Annotated in this window: 19 protein-coding genes; 3 read left to right on the forward strand and 16 right to left on the reverse strand. The window is 70.3% G+C overall.

Annotation, left to right across the window (positions count from 1 at the left end):
• Positions 1-100 precede the first annotated feature (100 nt).
• Positions 101-763: a mycothiol-dependent nitroreductase Rv2466c family protein gene (locus IEY95_RS07260; protein ID WP_189185040.1), complete on the forward strand. Its 663-nt coding sequence runs from the start codon at positions 101-103 to the stop codon at positions 761-763.
• 12 nt (positions 764-775) lie between these two features.
• Here the strand turns inward: IEY95_RS07260 and IEY95_RS07265 are convergent, their stop codons facing one another.
• The 10 genes from IEY95_RS07265 to IEY95_RS07310 form a co-directional block, all read right to left on the reverse strand.
• The gene (locus IEY95_RS07265; RefSeq protein WP_189185041.1) at positions 776-991 is read right to left on the reverse strand and encodes a hypothetical protein; all 216 of its coding nucleotides are present in this window, start codon (positions 989-991) and stop codon (positions 776-778) included.
• A 32-nt stretch (positions 992-1,023) separates the two neighbouring features.
• Complete coding sequence (locus IEY95_RS07270; RefSeq protein WP_189185042.1) at positions 1,024-1,260, reverse strand: hypothetical protein; 237 nt, start codon at positions 1,258-1,260, stop codon at positions 1,024-1,026.
• A gap of 171 nt (positions 1,261-1,431) precedes the next feature.
• Complete coding sequence (locus IEY95_RS07275) at positions 1,432-2,856, reverse strand: FGGY-family carbohydrate kinase (protein ID WP_189185043.1); 1,425 nt, start codon at positions 2,854-2,856, stop codon at positions 1,432-1,434.
• Between the two features lie 44 nt (positions 2,857-2,900).
• Complete coding sequence (locus IEY95_RS07280; RefSeq protein ID WP_189185044.1) at positions 2,901-3,941, reverse strand: 2-hydroxyacid dehydrogenase; 1,041 nt, start codon at positions 3,939-3,941, stop codon at positions 2,901-2,903.
• A complete protein-coding gene (locus IEY95_RS07285; protein WP_189185045.1) occupies positions 3,938-5,026 on the reverse strand; it encodes an ABC transporter ATP-binding protein in 1,089 nt (362 codons plus the stop codon). The genes IEY95_RS07280 and IEY95_RS07285 overlap by 4 nt, the downstream gene beginning before the upstream one ends.
• A 23-nt stretch (positions 5,027-5,049) precedes the next feature.
• Complete coding sequence (locus tag IEY95_RS07290) at positions 5,050-5,859, reverse strand: DeoR/GlpR family DNA-binding transcription regulator (protein ID WP_189185046.1); 810 nt, start codon at positions 5,857-5,859, stop codon at positions 5,050-5,052.
• Positions 5,856-7,010 (reverse strand): ABC transporter ATP-binding protein, encoded by a 1,155-nt coding sequence (locus IEY95_RS07295; protein WP_189185047.1) that lies wholly within the window; start codon positions 7,008-7,010, stop codon positions 5,856-5,858. Before IEY95_RS07295 ends, IEY95_RS07290 begins: the two co-directional genes overlap by 4 nt.
• Positions 7,007-7,867: a carbohydrate ABC transporter permease gene (locus tag IEY95_RS07300; RefSeq protein ID WP_229702649.1), complete on the reverse strand. Its 861-nt coding sequence runs from the start codon at positions 7,865-7,867 to the stop codon at positions 7,007-7,009. Before IEY95_RS07300 ends, IEY95_RS07295 begins: the two co-directional genes overlap by 4 nt.
• On the reverse strand, positions 7,864-8,820 hold the full coding sequence (locus tag IEY95_RS07305; protein WP_229702651.1) for a carbohydrate ABC transporter permease: 957 nt from the start codon (positions 8,818-8,820) through the stop codon (positions 7,864-7,866). Before IEY95_RS07305 ends, IEY95_RS07300 begins: the two co-directional genes overlap by 4 nt.
• 5 nt (positions 8,821-8,825) lie before the next feature.
• Positions 8,826-10,247 (reverse strand): ABC transporter substrate-binding protein, encoded by a 1,422-nt coding sequence (locus IEY95_RS07310; RefSeq protein ID WP_189185048.1) that lies wholly within the window; start codon positions 10,245-10,247, stop codon positions 8,826-8,828.
• Between the two features lie 270 nt (positions 10,248-10,517).
• Between IEY95_RS07310 and IEY95_RS07315 the strand changes: the two genes are divergently transcribed.
• Both IEY95_RS07315 and IEY95_RS07320 read left to right on the forward strand, forming a co-directional pair.
• On the forward strand, positions 10,518-12,023 hold the full coding sequence (locus IEY95_RS07315) for an FGGY-family carbohydrate kinase (protein WP_189185049.1): 1,506 nt from the start codon (positions 10,518-10,520) through the stop codon (positions 12,021-12,023).
• Positions 12,020-12,649: a histidine phosphatase family protein gene (locus tag IEY95_RS07320; RefSeq protein ID WP_189185050.1), complete on the forward strand. Its 630-nt coding sequence runs from the start codon at positions 12,020-12,022 to the stop codon at positions 12,647-12,649. Before IEY95_RS07315 ends, IEY95_RS07320 begins: the two co-directional genes overlap by 4 nt.
• Before the next feature lie 273 nt (positions 12,650-12,922).
• Here IEY95_RS07320 and IEY95_RS07325 read toward each other — a convergent pair whose 3' ends face one another.
• The 6 genes from IEY95_RS07325 to IEY95_RS07350 all read right to left on the reverse strand — a co-directional run bounded on the left by IEY95_RS07325 (position 12,923) and on the right by IEY95_RS07350 (position 19,298).
• Complete coding sequence (locus IEY95_RS07325; RefSeq protein WP_189185051.1) at positions 12,923-14,314, reverse strand: amino acid permease; 1,392 nt, start codon at positions 14,312-14,314, stop codon at positions 12,923-12,925.
• Positions 14,315-14,435: 121 nt separating this feature from the next.
• A complete protein-coding gene (locus tag IEY95_RS07330) occupies positions 14,436-15,329 on the reverse strand; it encodes a TauD/TfdA dioxygenase family protein (protein WP_189185052.1) in 894 nt (297 codons plus the stop codon).
• 15 nt (positions 15,330-15,344) lie between these two features.
• Positions 15,345-16,676 (reverse strand): LLM class flavin-dependent oxidoreductase, encoded by a 1,332-nt coding sequence (locus IEY95_RS07335; protein WP_189185053.1) that lies wholly within the window; start codon positions 16,674-16,676, stop codon positions 15,345-15,347.
• Positions 16,673-17,407 carry an ABC transporter ATP-binding protein gene (locus tag IEY95_RS07340; protein ID WP_189185054.1) on the reverse strand — a complete coding sequence of 245 codons (735 nt, stop codon included), beginning with the start codon at positions 17,405-17,407 and terminating at the stop codon, positions 16,673-16,675. The genes IEY95_RS07335 and IEY95_RS07340 overlap by 4 nt, the downstream gene beginning before the upstream one ends.
• Positions 17,383-18,225 (reverse strand): ABC transporter permease, encoded by an 843-nt coding sequence (locus tag IEY95_RS07345; RefSeq protein ID WP_229702653.1) that lies wholly within the window; start codon positions 18,223-18,225, stop codon positions 17,383-17,385. The genes IEY95_RS07340 and IEY95_RS07345 overlap by 25 nt, the downstream gene beginning before the upstream one ends.
• 5 nt (positions 18,226-18,230) lie before the next feature.
• Positions 18,231-19,298 carry an ABC transporter substrate-binding protein gene (locus tag IEY95_RS07350; protein ID WP_189185056.1) on the reverse strand — a complete coding sequence of 356 codons (1,068 nt, stop codon included), beginning with the start codon at positions 19,296-19,298 and terminating at the stop codon, positions 18,231-18,233.
• Positions 19,299-19,464: the final 166 nt, after the last annotated feature.

Here is a 19,464-nt window from a genome sequence, read left to right on the forward strand (position 1 = left end):
AGGCCCGATCCTGCCATGTGCCCCTGACACCGGGCACCCGGGAATGGGGTGGACGACGGTCGGTGTTGCCTGGGGAAACGACCTCATTTCTAGGAGAACCATGTCCCAGACCGTGAGCACCGCCGCCAAGACCCCCGTCGACTTCTGGTTCGACCCGCTGTGCCCCTGGGCCTGGATGACCTCACGGTGGGTCCTGGAAGTGGAGAAGGTCCGGGACATCGAGGTCCGCTGGCACATCATGAGCCTCGCCGTGCTGAACGAGCCCAAGCTGGACGAGCTGCCCGAGGAGTACCGCGAGATGCTGGCGACCACGGCATGGCAGCCGATCCGCGTGGTGACCGCCGCCTGGCAGAAGCACGGCGACGACGTCCTCGGCCCGCTCTACACCGCGCTCGGCACCCGCTTCCACAACCAGGGTGAGGGCCCGACCCGCGAGGCGATCGCCGCAGCGCTCGACGAGGTAGGCCTCCCGGCGGACCTGATCGACTACGCCGACCAGGAGAACTTCGAGTTCGACGCCGAGCTGCGCGCCTCCCACAAGGAGGGCATAGACAAGGTCGGCCAGGACGTCGGCACCCCGGTCATCGCCGTCCCCGGCGCCGACGGCGAACAGCTCGCCTTCTTCGGCCCCGTCGTCACCCCGGCCCCCAAGGGCGAGGACGCCGCCAAGCTCTGGGACGGCACGCTGCTCGTCGCCTCGGTGCCGGGCTTCTACGAGATCAAGCGGACGCGGACGGCGGGACCGGACTTCAGCAACCTGTAAGTCCTTCGGTCCTCAGTCGGCGTAGAGCGCGGACAGCCGGGGCAGCCGGCGTGACCGTTCCTCCTCGTCGTCGAAGTCGAAGTCCCAGGACGGATCCAGCTCCGGATACCGGATCGTGAAACTGTCCTGGGGCGGCTCCTTACCCGTCGCGGCCCGATGGGCGTCCCAGGCGATGCCCAGTGCGTCCTCGCATTCCATCTCCGTCCAGTCCGCCGCGGCCTCCCGCACGACCGGGAGGTCCAGGGTCTGACAACGGGGGGTCAGTCCGCGCCCGGCTCGGGTGGGGGGTCCTCCCGGAACTTCTCGGGGAGGACGTCGCCGCCTCGCGTGTGGAGGTACGGCTGGTACCACAGGCACCCCTTGGCGGTGCATCGCCAGAGGTTGTTCACGAAGTGGCGCTCGCCCTTTTCTGCGCGGACTGCCGCCTTCTCGGCGTCGTTGAGCTTCCGGAAGTCCTGCCTGCTGCCGCAGGTCGGGCATTCCCGGCTTATCGTCATTAACCCTCCTCGTGGGCGCGTTACCTCTTCTTTCGCCCCCGCCGCCCCTACCCATTCCCGTACCTGGGGGCTCTGCCCCCAGACCCCCTGGGTCGTTTCCTCTGGCGCGGGTCGGTGGGGGCTTGTCGCGCAGTTCCCCGCGCCCCTTCGGGGGCGGCGGGGCGAAACAAGTCACGGGTGGGAGCGGGATCGGGCCTCTGTGAGGCGGGACAAGTGGTCCTGGTAGGCCTTGGCGTAGTAGGCCGCCCGAGCCGCGTCGGGTTCGACGACCGCTGTCGGCTCGGTCCACGCGGCCGTGTCGAGGGCGACCCCGTAGCGCGCCGCCGCCGCCAGTACCGCCCCCCGCGCCCCCACCTCGCCCTCCACGACCCGCAAGGGCCGCCCGAGCACATCGGCCAGCAGCCGCATCCACGCGGGGCTGCGCGTGCCCCCGCCGCAGACGGCCAGCGATCCGGTCAGGCCCGCGGCCTCCAGGCAGTGGCGGGCGGCGAAGCCGATGCCCTCGCAGGTGGCGCGGATCAGGTCGCCACGGGTCGACTCCAGGCAGACGCCGGTCAGTTCGGCGCGCAGGCGTGGTTCGACGAAGGGGGCGCGTTCGCCCGAGGGGGCGAAGTAGGGGAGTACGCGGACGCCGTTCGCGCCGGGCGGGGTGGCGGCCAGCAGGGCGTCCACCTCGTCGTGGCGGACGCCCGTCGTCGACAGGACCCAGTCCAGCGCCGCCGTGCCGACCATCGCGGGCATGGCGCGCAGCCAGTACCCGGCCCGGTCGGTCGAGATGTACAGGCCGGCCGGTTCGCCGGTCAGATCGAGGTCCGTCGTACCGACCAGACTGGCCAGGCAGGTGCCGACGATCAGCAGGCCGTCACCCGGGGCCGTGACGCCCGCGCCGAGCGCACAGGCCGGGAGGTCGTACGGGCCGTTGGCGATCGGTGTGCCGGGCGGCAGGCCCGCGTCGCGGGTCCGCGCGGTGGCCACGGGATCACTCACCGGTGCCAGGAGCCGGCGCCGGTGGGTCAGGCCGAGGAGCTCCACGACACGGTTGTCGTAGGTACGGGTGCGTGGGTCGAGGAACGGCATCGACGCGTCCGAGACATCCGTCGTCGCCCGCTCCCCGGTCAGCCGCTGGAAGACCATGTCCTTGCAGTACAGGGCGGCCGTCGCCGAGTCGAGGGAAGCGGGCTCGTAGCGGTCGAGCCAGGCCAGCAGCGGCCCGGGACAGCCGGGGAACATGGCGCTGCCGGTGCGTCGGAACACCGTCTCGAAGGTGCCGTCCGCCAGCCATTGGTCGACCAGCTCGTGCGCCCGGCCGTCCATCCAGGACGCGGCGGCCCGCACCGGGCGGCCCTCGTCGTCGACGAGCCACACCCCGTCGCCCTGCCCGGTGAGCCCGGCCAGCTCGACGGGGCCCGGTACGGCGGCGCTCAGCTCGGAGAGTACGGCGACCACCGCCGCGTACACCTCTTCCATGTCCTGCTCGACGAAGCCGCCGCGGATGGTGAGGTCCACCGGCCGCGCCTGCACGGCCAGTTCGCGGCCCGTGTCGTCGAAGGCGGCGGCCTTCACCATGGACGTGCCCACATCGATACCGACGTACATGCCCCTCGGCCTCCCTCAGCTCAGTCGTCTCCTACCGGTGGGCCTCAGTCGAGGCAGTGTGCCGGCGGTTCCCCGCGTGTCCAGCGGCCCACCTCCGCCGCCGCGATCCGTGCGGCCTTTTCGGCCACCGCCCGGCTGGCGCCGCCCAAGTGCGGGGTCATCACGAGTCGTTCGCTCCCGACGAGGTCGAAGAGGGGGGAGTCCGGCGGCACCGGCTCGCGCTCGTAGGTGTCGAGCGCGGCCGCCGACAGCTGCCCGCTCTTCAGCGCGTCGCACAGCGCGTCCTCGTCGACCAGTGGCCCCCGGGCCACGTTCACCAGGGCGGCACCGGGCGGCAGCAGCGCCAGTTCGCGCGCCCCGATCAGGCCGCGGGTCTCGGAGGTGAGCCGCGCGTGCAGGCTGATCACCCGGGACCGGCTGAGGAGTTCGTCCAGTGAGCCGACCCGCAGTCCGTGCACCTCGCCGCGCACATACGGGTCGTACACCAGCACCCGCGCCCCGAACGCGCCGAGCACCCGCGCGACCCGGCTGCCCACGGCCCCGTAGCCGATCAGCCCGACGGGAAGGTCCTCCAGCTCCAGGCCGCTCTGCTCGTAGGTGTAGTACGTGGCCCCGCCGCCCCAACTGCCCTGCCGCGCGAGGAGATCGTGGGCCTGCGGGATGCGCCGCAGTGCCGCGAGGAGCAGGCCGACGGTGAATTCGGCGGTGGCGGCCGCGTTGCGGCCCGGCGCGAAGCACACGCGTACGCCGTGTGCGCGGGCGGCCTCCCGGTTCACGTTCACCGGGCCGCCCCGGCAGACGACCACCAGTCGCAGCCGGGGGGAGGCGGCCAGGACGCGCTCGGTCACCGGCCCCATCTGGGTGACCAGGACGTCCGCGTCGGCGAGCGCCTCGATCAGCTCGTCCTCGGCGTCGCTCGCCTCCTCGACCTCGGCGACCCGGCCGAAGGGTTCAAGAGGCCAGCCGAGCATCAGTTCCCGTACGAAGAAGGGGTGTTCGCCGAGCGCTGCGCGGACCGCCTCCGCGATCAGCCGCGGCAGTACGAAGTGGTCACCGGCGGCCACCACAGTCACGGAACCGGTCATCGCAGAGAGTCTCCCGTCTCGGCGTCGAAGACATGGGTGAGGCCGGGATCGGCGCCCACCCGGACCCGCTCGTCCCGGACGAGTCGTACCTCGGGGCCGGTGAGGGCGACGAGCGGTCGTACGACTCCTTCGAGGGCGAGGGTGGCGATGCCCGATTCCAGGAGCGGCTCGTGGGCGCTCACCCGTGCCGGGACCCCGTCCCCGCCGGACAGTTCCAGATCCTCCGGACGGATGCCGATCACGATCTCGCGGTCCTGCGCCACCTTCACCGGCAGCGCGAAGCTCACCGTGCGCGAGAGCCGGGCGTGGCCGTCCCCCGTCGAGATCCCCGGCAGCAGATTGATCGCGGGTTCCCCGACGAAGTCGGCGACGAAGACATTGGCGGGGCTGTCGTAGATCTCGTACGGCGTGCCGAGCTGCTGGATGACGCCGTCCTTCATCACCGCGATCCGGTCGGCGAGGGAGAGGGCCTCCTCCTGGTCGTGCGTGACCAGGATCGTGGTGTGCCCCAGGTCCCCTTGGATGCGCTTGAGTTCGCGGCGGGTCGTGTCCCGCTGGGCCGCGTCGAGGTGGGACAGCGGTTCGTCGAGGAGCAGGACGTCGGGCTCGCGGATCAGTGCGCGGGCCAGGGCGACGCGCTGCTTCTGGCCGCTGGACAGACCGGCGGGCCGGGCCTGAAGCAGATCGGTGAGCGCGACCCGTTCCGCGATCTCGGCGACCTTGCGGGCGACCTCTCCCCGTGATCCCCGTGCTCCTCGCCTGCGGGCCTTCAGTCCGAACGCCAGGTTCTCGGCGACGCTCAGCGGCGGATACAGCGCGTAGTTCTCGAAGGCGACCCCGATGTTGCGGGCCTGCGCGGGCCGCCCCACGACCGAGGCACCGCCCACCAGGATGTCGCCGCCCGTCACCGTCTCCAGACCCGCGATCATGCGCAGGGTCGTGGACTTGCCGCACCCGGAGGGGCCGAGCAGCCCGAGGAGTTCGCCGGAGCGCAGCTCCAGGTCGATGCCGCGCACCGCGTCCACGGCCGGGCGACCCCGGGACCTGTACGTCTTGCGCAGCTCGCGCAGCGCCAATTCGGCCATCGGCAGCCCTTTCTGCTGGGCACTCAGCCACCGGTGCCGGTGGCGCACACTTCGTACGGAACCTTGTGTTCGTCGAGATCGCGCAGCCCCTCCGCCGATGCCCCGTCGTCGACGAGGACCAGGTCGAAGCGGGACAGCGGGACGACGCGGTGCAGTGCGACCCGGCCGAGCTTGGTGTGGTCGAGCAGCAGGATGTTGCGGGCGGCCGAGTCGAGCATGGCGCGCTTGACGGACACGATGTGCTGCTCCTGGTGGTAGGCGTACCCGCCGAAGACCGCCGACGTCGAGGCGAAGCAGACGTCGACGCGCAGCGACTGCACCGCCTCCACGCAGGACACCCCGAGGAACGACGAGTGCAGGGGGTCGTAGTCGCCGCCCAGGGCCATCAGATGGATGCCGCGCCGGTCGGAGAGGAGGTTGATCGCCTCCAGGAAGTTGGTGACGACCGTGAGCGGGGTGATCTCGCCCAGCCTCCGGGCTATCTCCAGCGCGGACGTCGAGTCGTCGAGCAGCACCGCCATGCCGGGCTCGACGAGCTTCAGCGCGCGCTCGGCGACGGCCGCCTTCTGCGGGCGCATCGTCTTCAGCCGGTACTGGACGTTCGACTCGAAGACCCCGGACGGCTGCGCGGTCACACCACCTCTGAACTTCCGTACGATTCCCTGCCGTTCGAGCTCGTCGAGGTCCCTGTGTATGGTCATCAGGCTCACGCCGAAGCGCTCGGCCAGCTCGGCCGCGGTCGCCGACCCGTCCGCCAGTACCTGTTCGGCCATGGCGGCCTGCCGGACCGCGGGCCCCTGCTGTGCGCCACTGGTGTTGCCGCTGCTGCTCATCGCGTGCTCGTCTCGATCCTTCGTCCTGGACGCTCCGGCCGGTCGGCCTCGAACAGCAGCAGGTTCTCAGGCCGTACGGTCAGCCGTACCGGATCGTCGGGACGCAGGTGTGTCGCCTCGGCGCGTGGCGCGACGAGCGAGACGTGCTGCCCGCCGAGTCGTACGGTGACCTCGACGGCCCGGCCGAGCACCTCGGTGACGTAGACGGTGCCGGTGAGGACCGGGCGCCGGCCGTCGGTGCCGTGCCCCTCGCGCTCCAGAGCGAGATCCCGGGGACGCACTCCGACCAGCACGTCCGTGCCCGGGGACGCCTCCGCCCCGAGGGGCAGCTCCACCTCCCCCGAGGTCTTGGCTCCGCGCGACCAGGGGGCACCCCCGCCGTCCGCCGAACGGAAGCCGCCGCCTTCGGTGATCGTTCCCGGCAGCAGATTGATCCGCGGCCGCCCGAACGCCCGCGCCACCTCCGTGTCGTACGGCCGGTACCAGATCTCCTCGCGCGTCCCCGTCTGTACGATCCGGCCGTCCCGGATGACACCGATGCGGTCGCCGAGTGCCAGTGCCTCGACGGAGTCGTGCGTGACGTACAGGGTGGTGGTGTGCTGCACGGCACCGATCGCCTTGAGCTCGGCGCGCATCGACTGGCGGAGTTTGGCGTCCAGGTGGGAGAGCGGTTCGTCGAGGAGGAAGGCGCGGGCGGGGCGTACCAGCACCCGGCCGAGCGCGATCCGCTGCCGCTGCCCGTTCGACAACTGGCCCACCGGACGGTCCAACAGACCGCTGATACCGAGGAGTTCGGCGATCGCGCCGATGCGGTCGCGGGCCTCGGCGGCGGGCAGCCTGTGCCGGGGCGAGCGCAGCGGGGAGGCGAGGTTGTCGTACGCCGAGCGGTGCGGGTAGAGGGCGTAGCTCTCGAAGCACATGGCCACGCCCCGGTCGTACGGTTCGACGCCGGTCATGTCGGTGCCGTCGAGCTCGACCGTGCCGGAGTCGGGCTGTTCGAGTCCGGCCACGGTCTTGAGGGTCGTCGTCTTGCCGGCGCCGGAGGGGCCGAGCAGGCAGAAGAACTCGCCTTCGTGGACCTCCAGTTCGAGCCCGTCGAGCGCGGTGGTCCGGCCGTACGTCTTGCGCACGCCGCGCAGAGCGATGCTCATGACTTCACCGCCCCGAACGACAGCCCCCGCACCAGATACCGCTGGATCGTCAGGGCGAGCAGCAGCGGCGGTACGACGGAGACGAGCGCGGCGGCGGCCGTGAGGTTGTACTTGGGCCGGTCGCCGCCGAGGAAGGACAGCGCGCCCACGGTCACGGTCTGGGCCCGCGAGGAGGTGAGGATGAGGGGGAAGACGAAGTTGTTCCAGGCGAAGATGAAGGCGAGCAGCGATACGGCCGCGATCCCGGGCTTGACCAGCGGCAGTGCGACCCTGAAGAAGGCCTGCTTGCGCGTGTAGCCGTCGAGGAGCGCCGCCTGCTCCAGCTCCGGTGTCAGATCGGCGAAGTACGACCGCATGATCCACACGATCAGCGGCAGGGTGACGAGTTGCAGCACCCACACCATGCCGACGTACGTGTCGAAGAGGCCGAGCTTCTGGTAGAGCACGAACAGCGGAATGATCACGGTGAGTTCGGGCGCGAAGCGGAACGACAGCAGCGTGAACATCAGGTTCTCGGAGCCCTTGAACCGCCAGCGCGCCGACGCGTACGCCGCCGGCAGGCCGACCACGAGCGAGAGCGCGACCGCGCCCAGCGACACGACCAGGCTGTTGACGAAGAAGCGCACGAAGGGAATCCCTTCGCTGTCGCCGAGCACCGTCCGGTAGGAGTCGAGGGTCGGGGTGAAGGAGAAGTAGGTGCTGAAGAGCTGGTCGGCCGGCTTGAGGGAGAGGATCAGCATCCAGGCGACCGGGAAGAGCGCGAAGACGAAGTAGAGGATGAGCGCGGTGTCCGCCAGCCAACCGAGCCACGGTTTGCTGCCCGGCTCTCGTTCCGACAGCCTGCTCTTTCGGGTCACTTGGACACCTCCGCGGCCCGGTTCTGAAGCCTGCCCAGATAGCGCACCAGCACCATCGCCGCCAGATAGACCACGGCCCACAGCACGATCGTGTAGCTGATCCCGAACGAATAGCGCTGGAAGCGGATGGCCTCCAGGTAGGCGCGGATCTGCAGCACCACCGTCGAGTCGCCGGGGCCGCCCTCGGTCAGCGCGTAGATGATGTCGAAGACCTTCAGCGAGTCCATGAAGCGGAAGATCACCGCGACCAGGACGTAGGGCCACAGCATCGGCAGCGTGAGCCGCCGGAAGGTGTACCACCAGTGGGCCCCGTCCACCGCGGCCGCCTCGAACGGGGAGGTGGGCAGCGAGCGCAGCCCGGCCAGCGCCAGGATCGCCACGAAGGGCGTGTACACCCATACGTCCACCGCGATCGACGACAGCAACGCGCCGGTCGGGGTGTCCGTCCACTGGACGCCGCCCAGGCCGAAGGGGGTCAGCAGGTGGTTGATCACGCCCACGGACGGCTGGAGCATCAGTTTCCAGATGATCGCGGCGATCACCGGCGCGATCATCAGCGGCAGGATGAGGATCTTCTCCAGCACCCGGCCGACGCGGGACGACCGGTGCAGCAGCAGGGCCACGGCGACCCCGAGCACGGTCTCGACGGCGGCGGCCCCGACCGCGTACAGCACCGTCACCCAGGCGGAGTTCCAGAAGGCCTCCTGGGTGAAGACCGTCCGGTAGTTCTCGAAGCCCACCATGTCCGGCCGCGGCTTGCTCGCCGAGAAGTCGAACAGCGTGTAGTAGAGGCCGAGCCCGAACGGGTACAGGATCCCGCCGGTGAGCAGCAGGGCGGGCACGATGAGCAGGTACGGGCGCAGACCGCGACGCCAGCGCGGAACGGCCCGTACCTGCCGTGCCCCCTCCTCGCGAGAGGCCGCCCCGTGGTCGGTCTCCGTCAACGAGGTCATCGGGCTCAACTCACCTTGCTCGCGAGGTCACTTGCGAGGCCGTTGAGCACGGACTTGGCGTTCTTTCCGCCGTAGATCTCCTGGAGCGCGGACGCCCAGCTCGTCGTCGCGTCGAAGAACTGCGCCTGCGGGGTGAACTGGATCTTCGTCTGGTCGACGACCGTCTCGAAGGTGTCGATGAAGCCCTCCAGGTGCTTCATCTTGTCCTTGTAGGCGCCGTCCTGGCTGATCGACTTCCGCACCGGGTCGATGTGGTTGTACGTGATCGCGCCCTTGCGCAGATGCTCCTTGCCGGTGGCCCACTGCAGGAACAGCCAGGCGGCGCTCTTCTTCTTGCTCTTGGCGTTCATGCCGAGCGACCAGATCCACATGTTGGTGGCGAGCGACCCGTCGGGCCCCTTCGGCCCCGGATGGAAGGCGATCTTTCCGGACGCCGGGCTCGCCCCCTTCACGGCCTGGAAGTACGCGGCCGTGTCCGCGTCGAAGAGCATCCCGGCCTTCTTCGCGCCGAGGTCGCTGGAGCACTGGTACCAGGTGTACGACGTCCATGACGGCGGGCCGCCCTGCTTGACCATGCCCGCCCAGTCCTGGGTGAAGGCGATGGCCTCCGGGGTGTTCATGGCCGGCTTGAGTTTGCCGTCGGTGACGGTGAAGTCCTTGAGTCCGTTGCGCGCGAACATCGTCATGAAGCCGGGGTGGATGGTCGCCCAGCTGCGCGAGCCGCGCACCGCGATGCCGTACATCCCGTCGAATCCGGCGCCGGGCGCCTTGCGCTTGATGACGGACGCCACGTCGCGTAACGCGTCGAAGCTCTCCGCCGGCTTGAGGCCGAGCTTCTTGAAGACCTCCGTGTTGTAGGCGACGACGTTCGTCTCCCAGCCCCACGGCAGCGCGTACTGCCCGCCCTGACCCAGCGGCGCGCCCGCCTTGAGGGACCACTGGTCGGCCCCCAGGAGGTTCGGGAAGAAGTCGTCCCGGTCCCATTCGTCGCCGGTGGCCGAGGAGTTGCGCATCCAGGGCCCGAGGTCCTCCAGCCAGCCCGGCGGCCCGTACTGCCACACCATGTAGGCGCCGAGCATGAAGACGTCGTACGAGGCGCGCCCGCTGGAGAGGTCCACGGTGAGCTTGTCGAAGTAGTTGTCCTCGGGGAAGACGTCGTACTCGACCTTGATGCCGGTCTTCTCGGTGAACGTCTTGAGGTCGGCGATCAGCGCGTCCGTGTACGGGTGCTTGTTCAGCAGCGCCTTGACCGTTTTGCCCTTCTCCCGCTTCCAGTCGAAGGACCCGGTGACGTCGGCGGCGGCCGACCCGTCGTTCTTCTTGTCGTCCCCGCCGAACCCGGCGCCGCAGGCGGTCAGCAGCGGGGCCGAGGCCGCCGCGGCGGCCAGCGCGAGGAAGCGCCGGCGGTCGTGCACGTGCATGTCCATCCGTGACCTCCACGTCGGATCGGTCCGGTGCTGCATCCATCCGGGGGGTAACCCCCGGACCCCCAGCCGGTAAGGCGGGTCAGCCGGGCCGCTTGGCGATGACACAGCGCGGCAAGCCTGAGTAACACGTCGAGTCGACTTGTTAACAGAGGGTGTAGCGGCGGGAGTTGACCGTCAATCCCTCGCGCAGGGGAAAATCTCAGGGCAGAGTGAGAAGTTCACAATCTGGGTCGGGATGCGCGCGGGTGAGTCGGAAAGCGGGAGGTCCGGATGGCGGAAGACAGAACGGCGTGGCTGGGGATCGACCTGGGCACGCAGAGCGTCCGTGCCCTGGCCGTCACCGTCGACGGGGACGTTCTCGGCAGCGGGGTCGCCCCGCTGCGAGGACGACGCGACGGCATCCGGCATGAGCAGGGCGCGGGCGACTGGTGGGGGGCCATGTGCACGGCGTCCCGCGCGGCTCTGCATTCAATCGACCGGGTACGGATCGGCGGACTCGCGGTGTGCGGAACCTCCGGGACGGTGCTCCTCACGGACGGCGAGGGCCGCCCGGTCGGCCCCGCCCTGATGTACGACGACGGGCGTGCGGCGGCGGAGGCGGGGCGGGCCCGCGAGGCGGGCCTGCTGGTGCAGAACGGCTGGGGGCTGCCGAAGGCGTTGTGGCTGGTCCGCGAGTACGGCGTCGCCCGGCAGGCAGGCGCGGACGCCGCTGTGCGGCAGGCCCACGTCCGGCTGGCCCACCAGCCCGACGTGATCGTCGCCCGCCTCACCGGGCATCCCGTGTCCACCGACTCCAGCCACGCCCTCAAGACCGCCTACGACCTGGAGCACGACACCTGGCCGTACGCCGCGTTCGCCGAACTCGGCCTCCCCGACGGGCTGTTGCCCGACGTCGTCGGCCCCGGAACCCTCCTGGGCGAGGTCTGCGCGGCCGCCGCCGAGCGCACCGGCATCCCGGCCGGCACCCCCGTGATCGCCGGGATGACCGACGGCTGCGCGGCCCAGATCGCCTCGGGCGCCCTGCGGGAGGGCTCCTGGAACTCGGTGCTCGGGACGACGCTCGTGCTCAAGGGGGTGTCGTCGACGCCGCTGCGGGACGGCACCGGAGTCGTCTACAACCACCGTGCGCCGGACGGGAATTGGTGGCCCGGGGGTGCGTCGAGCGTCGGCGCGGGCGTGCTCGCGGCCCATGTCCCCGCGGCCGGTCCCGCCGCCATGGACGCCCGGGCCGCCGCCTTCGAACCGTCCGGCGCGCTCGCCTATCCGCTGGTGTCGCCGGGCGAGCGGTTTCCGTTCCTGGCGCCGGACGCCACCGCCTTCGTCCTCGGCGAACCCGCCTCGGACGCCGACCTGTGGGCCGCGCTCCTCCAGGGCGTCGGCCTCACCGAGCGGCTCTGCCTGGACTACCTGCACCACCTCGGCGCCCCGCTCGACGGCCCGCTCACCTTCACCGGCGGCGCCGCCCGCAGCCCGTACTGGAACCGGCTCCGCGCCGACATCCTCGGGCGCCTCGTCCGCGTCCCCGAAGAGACAGAACCCGCCCTGGGCATGGCCGCGTTGGCCGCCTACGGTACGGGCGCCGCCCGCACCCTCGCCGACGCCGCCGAAGCCATGGTCCGCATCCGCACGGTCCTCGAACCCCGCCCCGGCCGTACGGCTCTCTTCGTCGACCCGTACACGCGGTTCGTCGGCGAACTCGAACAGCGCGGCTGGCTGCCGGCTTCCGTCGCAGCGCACGCGCGAGCGCGTGCGAACCTGGATACTGCCGGGTCATGAGTACCACGAGCACCCGCGGTGCGACCCTGCTGCTGGCCCGGCACGGCCAGACCGTCTGGCATGCCGAGAACCGCTACGCCGGCGTGAGCGACGTCCCCCTCACCGACGAGGGCCGCGCCCAGGCGGAGGCCCTCGGCCGCTGGGCCGCCGCACACCCGGTCGACGCGATCTGGACGTCCACGGTCTCCCGCGCCATCGCCACGGCCGAACCGGCCTGCCGCGCCCTGGGCCTCACTCCGCACCGCGAACCCGCCCTGCGCGAGTGCGATTTCGGGGTCGTGGAGGGCCGCACCCTCGCCGAGTTCGAGGCGGAGAACCCGGCGCGCGCCAAGGCCTTCCGGGCCGACCCGGTGTCGTACCCCTTCCCGGAGGCGGAGGACCCCCGCACCGCCGCGGCGCGCGGCGCGGGCGCCCTGCGCCGCATCGCCGCCGCACACCCCGGCGCGCGCGTCCTGGTCGTCGCCCACAACACCCTGCTCCGCCTGGTGCTCTGCTCCGTCCTGTCCATCCCGCTGGGCGAGTACCGCCGCGTCTTTCCGCGACTGCGCAACGCGGCGATCACCGAACTGCGGGTGACGGACGGGGCCGTCGCCCTGCTGTCGCTCAACGTGCCGTGCGCACCATGAGGGAGAGCCCCCGCGAGTCAGGTCCTCGCGGGGGCTCTCCTTTTCTCGGCCTGCCACGTGAAGGGTGAGAAGACGATCACGAGCAGGACGTTTCCTATCTGCCTCAGGGGGCCAGGAGCAACACGTCTGAGCGGGAGTTGGCCACTTCGTGACGCCGGGCCACGTCCTGCCAGTCGACGACCTGCTCTTATTGCAATGGACTTGCAACTACACGCTAACAACAAAAAGGCCCCCGCGTGTGCAACGCGGGGGCCTTTCGGCAGTTGAGGGGCGTCAGTGACGGGCCCGCGCCCTTTGCCAGGCGTAGCCGACCGCCGCCAGGAGCAGCGTCATCCCGCCCGTCGAGTAGAGCTGTACGCGGGTGTCGGGCTCCCGGGCCATCAGGACGAAGATCGCCGCCATGCCCGCCAGCGCGACCCACGTCAGTGCCGGGAACGCCCACATCCGCACGACCAGTTTCTCCGGGGCCTCCCGCTCCACCCGGCGCCGCAGCCGCAGCTGGGAGACCGCGATGAAGATCCAGACGACCAGGATCACCGCGCCGATCATGTTCAGCAGCCAGGGGAAGACGTCGTTCGGGCGCCAGTAGCTGAGGACGACGCACACGAAGCCGAAGACGGAGGACGCCAGTACCGCGACGCGCGGGACGCCGCCCGACACCCGGCCGAGCGCCTTCGGGCCCTGGCCGCGCTCCACCAGCGAGTACCCGATGCGCGAGGCCCCGTAGATGTTGGCGTTCATCGCCGAGAGCAGGGCCACGAGCACGACCACCTTCATCAGCTGCGCGGCGCCCGGGATGCCCAGGTGGTCGAGGGCGGCGACGTACGGGCCCTTCTCGACGACCTCCTTGGAGTCCCACGGGACGAGGGTGACGATGACCGCCATCGAGCCGACGTAGAAGAGCGCGATGCGCCACATGGCGGTGCGTACGGCGCTCGCGACGCCCTTGACCGGGTTCTCCGACTCGGCCGCCGCGATGGTGACCGTCTCCAGACCGCCGTAGGCGAACACCGACGCGAGCAGACCGATGACGAGCCCCTCGCTGCCGTCCGGCAGGAAGCCACCCTCACCGGTGAGGTTCGAGGCGCCGGGGGAGTCCGTGCCCGGCAGGACGCCCGTGATGGCCAGTACGCCCAGGACCAGGAACAGGCTGATCGCGCCGACCTTCAGCGCGGCGAACCAGAACTCGAACTCGCCGAAGTTCTTCACGGCGGCGAGATTGGTGGCGCAGAAGACGACCATGAACAGTGCCACCCACGCCCACTCGGGCGTGCCCGGCAGCCAGCCGGTGACGATCTTCGCGGCGCCGATGCCCTCCAGGCCGACAGCCGTGCACAGCAGCACCCAGAACGACCAGCCCGCGGTGAAGCCCGCCCAGGGCCCGATCGCCCGCTCCGCGTGGGCGGAGAAGGAGCCGGACGACGGATAGGCGGCCGACATCTCGCCGAGCATCCGCATCACCAGCATGACGAGCAGACCGGAGACGGCGTACGCGATGACGATCGAAGGCCCGGCGGCGGCGATCCCGGCGCCGGAGCCGACGAACAGGCCCGCGCCGATCACACCGCCGAGGGCGATCATCGACAGGTGGCGCTGCTTGAGGCCGTGGGAGAGGGAGACGTCGTCCGTTGTCTGCGGCGGTGTCTCGACTGTGGTGCTGGGCATGGGCGCGGCTCGTCCAAAGCATGAGATGGGCAAAAGCGCCCACAGTGTGGGCGGCCTCTCCGCTCAGAGGGAGAGGCCGCCCACTATGCGGACACGCGCTGTACGGTGCGTGACCTCCGGGTTACGCGGCGACGGGCGTGTAGTGCGAGGCGTCGCCCGCGATCGAGTAGCTCTCCTTGCCCTCGATGCCGACCGGTACGTCACCGGCGACCGTCACGCGGTGCAGCCGGCGCGGCAGACCGTCGTAGTTGTCGATGGCGTAGTGCTGGGTGATCCGGTTGTCGAACAGGACCAGCTGGTTCGGGGACCAGCGCCAGCGCAGGATGTTCTCCGGCCGGGTGACGTAGGCCTGGAGCAGATCGAGGATCTTGCGGGACTCACCCACCGACAGGCCGACGATCCGCTGCGCGAACCCGCCGATGAACAGCCCGCGCTCACCGGTCAGCGGGTGGACCCGGACGACCGGGTGGGCGGTGCGGTACTTGATGGAGGTGAACTGGGAGCGCTGCGCGGCCTGTTCCTCGTCGATCTGCTCGTCCGGCACCGCGTAGTCGTAGTCGTTGGTGTGCTCGGCCCACAGGGTGTCGGCGAGCGCGCGGAGGGGTTCGGGCAGATCACGATAGGCGGCGGCCGCGTTGGCGATCAGCGTCTCGCCGCCGTACGGCGGGATCGTGATGCTGCGCAGGGTGCTGGCCTGCGGCGGGTTGAGGACGAAGGTGACGTCGGTGTGCCAGTGGTTGGCGCGGCCGCGCTCGCTGTCGACGGGCAGCACGTTCGGGGCGTCGTCCACGGCGGACACGGTGGGGTGGGCGGTGGTGAGGTCGCCGAACTGCCGGGCGAAGGCCTGCTGGCCCTCGTCGTCGAGGTCGACGTCGTCGAACACCAGGGCCTTGTGCTCGTTGAGGGCGGCGCGCACGGCGGCGACGGTGTCGTCGTCGAGGGGCTTGGCGATGTCGATGCCGGATATCCGGGCGCCGATGGTGCCGGTGACCTGGTGGATCTGGAGGTCGGCCATGTCGGGCGGTTCCTTTCAGACGAGGGTGCTGGCGAACTGATTGGCGGGGCGCGGGAGTCCGTATCTCTCCCGCAGGGTCCGGCGGGGCCCGTACTCGGTACGCAGCAGGCCCCGGGTGCGCAGGATCGGCACGACGTGGTCGACGAAGAGGTCGAGCCCGGACGGCAGTACGGCGGGCATGATGTTGAAACCGTCGGCCGCGCCCCGCCGGAACCACTCCTCGATGGCGTCGGCGACCTGCTCGGGCGTGCCGGCGAAGGTCAGGTGCCCCCGCCCGCCGCCGAGGCGCCCGATGAGCTCACGGACGGTGAGCCGCTCGCGCCGGGCGAGCTCCACGACGAGCGTGTAGCGGCTCTTGGCCCCCTCGATCGCGCTCTCCGGCGGCAGATCGGCGGGAAGCCCCGCGTCGAGGTCGAGGGTGCCGGGCTCCAGGTGCAGCAGGTGCTCCAGGCGGTTCAGCCCGTGCTCGTACACGATGTGGTCCTCCAGGACCTGTTCGTGTCTGCGTGCCTCGGCCTCCGTCGAGCCGATGACGGGGACGATCCCGGGCAGGATCTTGATGTGGTCCGGGTCGCGATCGGCGGCTGCCGTACGGGACTTGAGGTCGGCGTAGAAGTCCTGCGCGTCCTTGAGCGTCTGCTGGGCGGTGAAGACCGCCTCCGCGTAGCGCGCCGCGAACCGTTTGCCGTCCTCCGACGAACCTGCCTGCACGAGGAGCGGATATCCCTGGGGTGTGCGCGGCACGTTGAGGGCGCCCTCGACACTGAAGTACGTCCCCTTGTGGCGCGGCGGATGGATCTTGCGCTCGTCGCCCCAGACGCCCGCCGCCTTGTCCGCGACGACCAGGTCGTCCTCCCAGCTGTCCCAGAGTTTGAGCGCCACATCCAGGAACTCGGCAGCGCGCTCGTAGCGGGTGGCGTGCGCGGGCTCGTCGTCGAGGCCGAAGTTGCGGGCGGCCTCCGCGCCGGCCGTGGTGACGATGTTCCATCCCGCGCGACCACCGCTGATGTGGTCCAGGGAGGCGAATCTGCGGGCCAGGTTGTAGGGGGAGTTGTAGGAGGTGGAGGCGGTGGCGATCAGGCCGATGTGCTGGGTGGCGGTGGCCAGCGCCGTGAGCAGGGTGAGGGGTTCGAGCGCGCCGGACGGGCGCTGGCCGACGCTGTTGAACAGGACCGGTCCGTCGGCGAGGAAGAGCGAGTCGAAGGTGCCGCGTTCGGCGATGCGGGCGAGGTGGACGTAGTGGGCCAGTTCCACGTGCGCGTGCGGGTCGCTCTCCGGCAGGCGCCAGGAGGCCTCGTGGTGGCCGGTGTTCATCAGGAAGGCGTTGAGGTGGAGTCGGCGGGTCACTTGTGGTCCTCCGTGACGCCCAGGGCGGTGAGCAGCCGCTCGCGGTAGTCGCCGAGCAGCGGATCGCGGTACGAGCGGGGGTGTGGACGGTCGATGGTCAGGTCGAGGCCGACACGGCCCTGGTCGAGGACGAGGACCCGGTCGGCGAGCACGATCGCCTCGTCCACGTCGTGCGTGACGAGCAGGACGGAGGGCCGGTGACGCTCCCACAGCTCCCTGAGCAGGGTGTGCATCCTGATCCGGGTGAGGGCGTCCAGGGCGCCGAACGGCTCATCGGCCAGCAGGAGTTCGGGCTCGCGGACGAGCGAGCGGGCGAGGGCGGCGCGCTGGGCCTCGCCGCCGGACAGCTCGTTGGGCCAGGCGCGTTCGCGGCCCTTCAGCCCGACCTCGGCGAGGGCCTCGCGGCCCTTCCGCTCCGCGTCCTTGCCGTCGAGGCCGAGCAGGACGTTGGCGAGGACACGGCGCCAGGGCAGCAGCCGTGAGTCCTGGAAGACGACGGACACCCGTTCCGGTGCGGAGAGCTGCCCGCTGCCCGCGACCTTGTGGTCCAGGCCGGCGACGGCCCGCAACAGGGTGCTCTTGCCGGAGCCGCTGTGCCCGAGCAGGGCCGTGAACTGTCCGGCCGGAAGGTCGAGATCGATGCCGTCGAGGACGGTGCGGCCTTCGAACGACCTGGTCAGTCCGCGGAGCTGGACGGCGGGCCGGGTCAGCTGCTCAGTGTGCGGCGCCATGACAGCACCCTCCGTTCGATGAGACGGACCGCGCTGTCGGAGATGAGGCCGAAGACGCCGTAGACGAGCAGGCCCACGAGGATGACGTCGGACTGGCCGTAGTTCTGGGCCTGGAACATCATGTAGCCGAGTCCGCTGGTGGCGTTGATCTGCTCGAGGACCACCAGGCCCAGCCAGGACCCGGTCACCCCGAGCCGGAGTCCGACGAAGAAGCCGGGCAGGGCGCCGGGGATGACGATCTGGCGGATGAAGGCCCACCGAGACAGGCCCTGGACCTCGGCGAGTTCGACGAAACGGCTGTCGATTCCGGACAGCGCGGCGTGTGTGTTGAGGTAGATCGGGATGTAGACGACGATGGCGATGATCGCGATCTTGAACGTCTCGCCGATGCCCAGCCACAGGATGAACAGAGGGATCAGCCCGAGGGTCGGGATCGCCCGGTTGAGCTGCACCGTCCCGTCGATCAGCGCCTCGCCGACCCGGCTGAGCCCGGCCGCCAGCGCGAGCGCGACTCCGGCGGTGAGGCCGATGGCGAATCCGTACCCGGCGCGCTCCAGCGAGGTCAGGATGTCGGTGCGCAGAGTCCCGGCGGTCCACAGATGACCGGCCGTCCTCAGGACCGTCCAGGGGGCCGGGATCGCGCCGGGGTCGAGCTGTCCGGCGGCGGAGGCGACGGCCCACAGGGCGACGACGAGGGCGGGGCCGATCAGCCGGGAGGCGGGCAGGCGTTTGCCGGGAGAGAGTCCGCGGCGGCGTCGTACCCGGTGGCTCTCTTCCTGAGCCGTCACCGGCGCGGCCGTGGTCGTGGTGGTGGTCATGGCGGTCACCTCCGGTACTCCGCCGGTACGGCCTTGGCGGCGATGCCCTCGAAGCGGTGGTCGAAGAGCGAGGAGACGTCGAACTTCTTCACGAAGCCGCCCTCCGCCAGCAGATCGGCAGTCTCCTGCTCCCACCTGACGGCCTCGTCCCAACTCGGCGGGAACAGTGGCTTGTTGGCGAGCTTGGTGATCGACTGGGCCTGCGCGAGGGTCAGGTTCTGCGTCTTGACGTAGAACTCCTCGTTCCAGGTGTCGGGGTTCTCGTACGTCCAGATCTGGCCCTTGGCCCAGTACGGGATGTAGGCCGCGACCGCGGCCGCCTTCGCGGAGTCGTTGAGCACGGAGGTCGGCGCCCACAGGAGGTTGAGGAGGTCGACGACGTCCGTGGTGATGACGTGGGCGCCCTTCGACTCGTACTGCTGCAGATAGGCGGGCACCTGGGTATTGCCGAGTGGGGCGATGTCCACCTGGCCGGACTGCAGGGCCGTCAGGAACTGGTTGCTGGTCAGCGGGACGAGCTCGACGTCGTCGTACGCGAGGCCCGCCTTCTTCAACGCCCGCAGGAGGACGACGCCCTGGGCCTGGCCCTGCGAGAAGGCGAGCTTCTTGCCCTTGAAGCCGGCGACCGACCGGATGTCGCTGCCGGGCTTGGTGGCGAAGAGGTAGTTGGGTTTGCGGGTGATGTTGATCGCGACGATCTTCGCGTCGAAGCCCTGGTAGTGCGCCTGGATCGGCGGAATGCCCGCGTTGTTGCCGACGTCCAGGGACTTGGCGCGGAACGCGTTGATGACATCCGGACCGGCGCCGATGTTCAACCAGTTCGACACCTTGAACGGCAGGTCGCCCAACTTGGCCAGCTTGAACTGGAGTTGCTGCGTGCCCAGGTAGGAGGCGATCTTGAGACTCGTACCGGCCGGGACCTTGTCGGCCGGCGGGGCGGTCGAGGCGCCCTTGGTGTCGGCGGCCGCACTGCTTCCCGCGCAGCCGCTCAGCCCGGCGACGCCGGCCGCGGCGCCGAGCAGGGAAGTGAGGAAGAGCCGTCGGTCGACACCCGACACGGGAGAAGAGGGCATGGCAGGACTCCGTGAGTTGAGAAGGCAGGAATACACGCGGAATTCAGGGCGCGAGGAAGCCCGGAGAAAGAGAATTTACGCAGGAAGAAATGAGCGCTTCACACGCGGCAACGTGTCAGCAACAAAGGGTGCGACAGCTCACGAACGGGCTCATGAGCAGGATGTT

Source organism: Streptomyces albiflavescens (assembly GCF_014645835.1).
GTDB lineage: Bacteria > Actinomycetota > Actinomycetes > Streptomycetales > Streptomycetaceae > Streptomyces > Streptomyces albiflavescens.